At 37.8% G+C, this 5,012-nt stretch carries 6 protein-coding genes; 5 read left to right on the forward strand and 1 reads right to left on the reverse strand.

All coding sequences use genetic code 11. The annotated features are described in order from the left end of the window. Positions 1-273: 273 nt before the first annotated feature. Both H4J63_RS19385 and H4J63_RS19390 read left to right on the forward strand, forming a co-directional pair. Positions 274-861: a YceI family protein gene (locus H4J63_RS19385; RefSeq protein ID WP_007582084.1), complete on the forward strand. Its 588-nt coding sequence runs from the start codon at positions 274-276 to the stop codon at positions 859-861. Next, positions 858-1,376 (forward strand): DUF1285 domain-containing protein, encoded by a 519-nt coding sequence (locus H4J63_RS19390; protein WP_010553821.1) that lies wholly within the window; start codon positions 858-860, stop codon positions 1,374-1,376. The genes H4J63_RS19385 and H4J63_RS19390 overlap by 4 nt, the downstream gene beginning before the upstream one ends. Positions 1,377-1,385: 9 nt before the next feature. Here H4J63_RS19390 and yihA read toward each other — a convergent pair whose 3' ends face one another. After that, a complete protein-coding gene (yihA, locus tag H4J63_RS19395) occupies positions 1,386-2,054 on the reverse strand; it encodes a ribosome biogenesis GTP-binding protein YihA/YsxC (protein ID WP_007377272.1) in 669 nt (222 codons plus the stop codon). A 281-nt stretch (positions 2,055-2,335) separates the two neighbouring features. Here yihA and H4J63_RS19400 point away from each other — a divergent pair, with 281 nt between their 5' ends. The 3 genes from H4J63_RS19400 to H4J63_RS19410 all read left to right on the forward strand — a co-directional run bounded on the left by H4J63_RS19400 (position 2,336) and on the right by H4J63_RS19410 (position 4,845). Then, entirely contained in the window at positions 2,336-2,968 is a 633-nt protein-coding gene (locus H4J63_RS19400; RefSeq protein WP_007582080.1) for a cytochrome c, read from the forward strand. 752 nt (positions 2,969-3,720) lie between these two features. After that, a complete protein-coding gene (gene yihI / locus H4J63_RS19405) occupies positions 3,721-4,317 on the forward strand; it encodes a Der GTPase-activating protein YihI (RefSeq protein ID WP_182198060.1) in 597 nt (198 codons plus the stop codon). Between the two features lie 12 nt (positions 4,318-4,329). Then, positions 4,330-4,845, forward strand: a complete 516-nt coding sequence (locus H4J63_RS19410) for a DUF2489 domain-containing protein (protein WP_010553820.1) — start codon at positions 4,330-4,332, stop codon at positions 4,843-4,845. Positions 4,846-5,012: the final 167 nt, after the last annotated feature.

Here is a 5,012-nt window from a genome sequence, read left to right on the forward strand (position 1 = left end):
TGGCTTGCTCAATCGGCGTTTAGAAAATAAGCCGAAGGGATAGAAGAATACAGGAGCCGTATACGAGGCCCGTACGTACGGTTCTGTGAGAGGGATGAGGCAAAAGCCTCACCCTACTCGATGTTTTACGCCTAAAAATCCTATCTAATTAATTCTTTTTTGCGCTATACCAATTGTATTATTCATTCGTCATTTCGAGGTGGTTTGGGTACATCGCAGGTGATACCATCGAAGTGATATTATTCTTTTCATTTTATTACTAAGGAGTGCGTTATGTTTAAAGCATTAGCTATTGCAGGTTTTTCTTTATCAAGTTTAGTTATTTCTAATGTTGCTCAGGCCAATTGGCAGCTAGTGAATGATAAAAGCCAACTAAGCTTTGTTTCAATTAAAAAAGATTCGATTGCTGAAGCTCACCATTTTACTAACCTTGAAGGTATGCTTTCTGATAAAGGCGAGTTTAGCGTTAATGTTGATTTAACATCAGCCGAAACTCTAATTCCTATTCGTAATGAGCGTTTAACGACATTTTTATTCGAAGCGGCTAAATTTCCAAATGCTGTTTTAACTGCAAATTTAACTAAAGAACTGAGCAATATTAAAAAGCCTGGTCAATATGTATTGAAGGGTATTAAAGCTGAGCTTGATTTTCACGGTAATAAAAAGCCATTGGCAATTGATGTACTCGTTAACAGCACGCAAAGTGGTGATTTAACGGTATCATCATTAACACCTATTATTATTAATAGTGATGATTTTGGTGTAACTGAAGGCGTTAAAAAGCTGCAAGAGCTAGCGGGCTTACCTTCAATTGCGACAGCAGTGCCTGTTACATTTGCAATTACACTTAAAAAACAGTGATTTCTTTAAGTGAGCTTAGCAAGCAATTAAGCGAGCCAAGCAAACCTTTTGATAGTTGGCAGCCTAATCATTGTGGTGAACTGCCAATTGTCATTAATCATGAGGGGAAATGGTTTTACGATGGCAGCGAAATAACACGCCCAGCCATGGTGAAGCTGTTTGCTTCTGTTCTATGTAAAGAAGGTGAGCAATTTTATTTAAAAACACCTGTCGAAAAAATAACAATAACGGTTGATGATGCGCCGTTTATTATTGTTGATTGGCGTTTTGAAAATACAGTGCAAGGGCAGGTGTTGTGTTGTATTGATAATTTAGCTAGGCAGTGGTTGGTGAGCGCTCAGCAGCCTTTAGTTATAAAAGACTATAAAGGGTCAAAAGTGCCTTATCTAAAGCTACCTTATGGCTGTAGTGCGCGTGTTGCGCGAAGCGTATATTATCAGTGGGCTGAAAAAGCCGAGTCTGATAAGCTCGGCTATTTTATTAAATCTGCAGGAAAGCAGTTTTATTTATCGTAACGCCAGCGTTTAAGCCTCTGGGTTAGTTTCGTCTGTGATTGTTTCATCGGTAGGTGGTACAGCAATAACAGGACCTAAAAACCATTCATCTAGTTTTTTAGCTACTTCTGGTAAACCCGTGCCTTTTAATGATGAAAATGCATGAACTGTAATATCCCCATCAAGCGTGCTTAATTCACGACGAACTTGCAGTACTTGTGATTTACGAGGGCCTTGCTTTAATTTATCGGCTTTAGTTAATAGTGCCAATACTGGAATCTCACTACCAATAGCCCAATTAATTAAATCGCGGTCTAAATCTTTTAATGGATGACGAATATCCATTAAAATAACAATACCTTTTAAGCTTTGACGCTTTTGTAGGTATTCGCCTAGCGATTTTTGCCATTTCTTTTTCATTTCGATTGGTACTTTAGCAAAACCATAGCCTGGTAAATCGATAAGGCGCATATCGTCAACATCAGCTAAATCGAATGTATTGATTAGCTGAGTACGTCCAGGTGTTTTACTTGTACGTGCTAGCTTCTGATCGGTTAATGCATTTAATGCACTCGACTTACCTGCGTTGGAACGACCGGCAAACGCAACTTCAATTCCCGTATCAGCAGGTAATTTAGTAATGTCGGGAGCGCTTGTTACGAAAGACGCAGTATTATATTTGATACGAGATTTGAGCACAGGCTCTCCTAAAACTTAAATAAATAACGTTGAGTAAACCAAATTCACTCAGGGCGCGTATTTTATACTATAAAGGATGTATTAAAAAGCGTATTTAACCACCTAAAAACAGCACCTATGGTACATTTAAAACATGTTAAAGCTTAATCTAAGTCAAAACCCTGTAAATTATAAGCTTAATATGTGTAGAAAACGTGCCAGAGAATTTATTATCGTGTAGAATATATGTATTACAACATCACGATTGTAGATGATACAGGGTCGGAAACAGAGAATTCACCATGAAAAAAATAGCACTATCTTTAACAATATTGCTTGGTGCGTTGTCAGCAAGCAACGCAACAGCATTTGATGGCGATGTAAACGCAGGTAAAGAAAAATCAGCAACGTGTGCGGCTTGTCACGGCCCAGACGGTAATGCGCCGGTTAATATTTACCCTAAAATTGCAGGTCAACATCCAGATTATATCCTTAAGCAACTTCAGGATTTAAAATTAGGTATGACATCAGGCGGCAAAGAAGGGCGTATGGATCCAGTAATGAGCGCTATGGCTATGCCACTTAGCGAGCAAGACATGAAAGATCTAGCTGCTTATTTTTCTTCAATGAACATGACTGAAGGTGCTACACCTAAAGATGTTGTTGAAGTTGGCGAGATGCTTTTTAAAGCAGGCGATGCAGAACGTGGAATTCCATCATGTGCAGCATGTCATGGCCCACGTGGTAATGGCTCGTCACTTGCTAAGTTTCCAAAAATTTCTTTTCAGCATCCAGGATATATCAAGGCTCAACTTGAAAAGTTCCGTGATGGTACTCGTCATAATGACTTAAATGGCATGATGGGCGATATTGCAAAAAAATTAACAGATAAAGACATCGAAGTACTTTCTCAGTATTTAGGTGGCTTACACTAAAGTCGTATTTATTTAGTAGTTAATAATAAATAAACTACAATGTGTTAAAAAAAGCAGCCTAGGCTGCTTTTTTTGTGTCAAAAATTAACGATATCGTCCGTTTCAATGTAAGACATTGACCATGTCTGGTTGTAAGAAAAGTCTTCTTTTTATTTTTTATTATTGATTAACTTATTGTAATTTATATTTATTTTTATATCTCAATGTAATAAAGATAATAAAAGTTATATAAACCAGTTGTAACAAAATCATTAACGAGTAAATTAACCACTGTCGCAAAACAACAATAACAAAACGGAAATAACTATCAAGGAAAGTAACGCGGCATGACTACATAGCATAAGATTAGTGCTACTAAAGGAAATAATAAAAAAGTGTCAGGATGACCGAAAATAATAAAAAACTCATGGAAGTTTAGTAATAAAAACAAAATGGAATGTAACAAGGAACGTAAAAATAATAACAATACGGACTGATAATAATAAAAATAATAAAGACTAAAAAAAGTCGAAGGGAGAAGTGTCCAGATAATGGCGCTCAGATTAGCAGGCGGTAGAGATGTTTTCTCTACCGCCTTTTTATTTGTCCTGTTACAATACCCACCGTTTAAAATTAGCGATTAATTAGCTAAGGCGCTTTTAAATGAGAGACCCAACCTCTAAGCGCAAACTGAATTCTTCTGGCTAGGCCAGCACTGCGATGCCCATTAATTTGCGCTTCGCTCAAAACCTCTTAAGTGAGATGATCAAGATATGAGTAGAACTAAAAAGTCACGCAAAAGCCCAGCAAACGGACCTGTTCGTTTAAGCCAAGATAAGCTTAAAGAAATGCGCGCATTAAAAGAGCAGCGAGTTAAAAAAAACAAAGGCGCTAAGCCAGGTTCTCGTAACGCGCCAGATTTACTAGATAGCGAAAGCCATAATGCTGGTCACGCGCCTAAAGATAAGCGTGTAGGCAGTAAAAAGCCGGTACCATTAATTGCAACTGCGCCTGAGCCTAAAGTTGAAATGAAACGCAACTTAAAACCAAGTATTGAGCTGAAAAAGGTAATCGAGCCTGAATTTACACCTGAACAAGAGCTAGAAGCACTTGAGAATGACGAGCGTTTACTTAAATTAGTAGAGCGTCATGAAGAAGGTGAAATGCTAACTGGTAAAGATGCTAAGTACTTTAATAGCCGTATTGCTCGCCATCAGGCGTTATGTGAAATTCTTGGTATTGAAGACGAGGATGAAGACGAGTTTGAAGATGACCTTGCAGATGATATTGAAAGCAAAGGCAATTCTGATTTCGATCAATACTTATCTGACGATTTAGCCAACGAATGGTTAGATGAAGACGACAAATAGTAAGGATAAATAATGAGTACCGCGGTAATTTTAGCCTTACTTTTAGGCGCTGCTATAATAGTTGGTCTGGCATTTTATGCGGGTCAGTTGCTGTATAAGTTAAATGCGCAAAAAAAGTTAATTGCTAAAACGCAGGCTGAACAAAAGCAAAAGCTTGAGAAGTCGCGTTTAAAGCGAAATGCCAAACTAGCCGATAGTATTCATTTAATTGCGCGTGCAATGAATGAAGAGCAGTGTGAGTTTTCTGAAGGCTGTTTACGTATTTGGGTACTTATGTCTCAATATGGCTTTGAGAGCGAGCGTGATTTAACGACACAATATCCTGGCATTTATAAAATGTACCAGGTAGTTAAAGAAATGCCGACACACGATGCACGTAAAAAATATGCTAAAAAAGAAATTTTTAAGCTAGATAAAGCTCGCTGGCAAGCTGAAGAAACACTTAAAGATGAAGTTAAAGCCGATTGCGCTAAAATTATCATCGAGTTTAAAGCCGCTCCTGGCAGCGATAAAGTGGTTTTTAACTAGCTTTAGTTTTTCGAGTACTCAAAAAAAGCAGACCTTGGTCTAATGCAGATCGTTTAAGCTAATTGAACGATCTTTCAAAGGGCTCATAATAGGCTACAACAGAAGTTGTGGCCTATTTTTATGTCTGAATTTATTAAAGAATTACACCTTACGACTGAGTTTTGCCA

Origin of the sequence: Pseudoalteromonas sp. 5Ae-yellow (genome assembly GCF_014077565.1) — a bacterium.
In the GTDB taxonomy this organism is placed as follows: Bacteria; Pseudomonadota; Gammaproteobacteria; order Enterobacterales; family Alteromonadaceae; genus Pseudoalteromonas.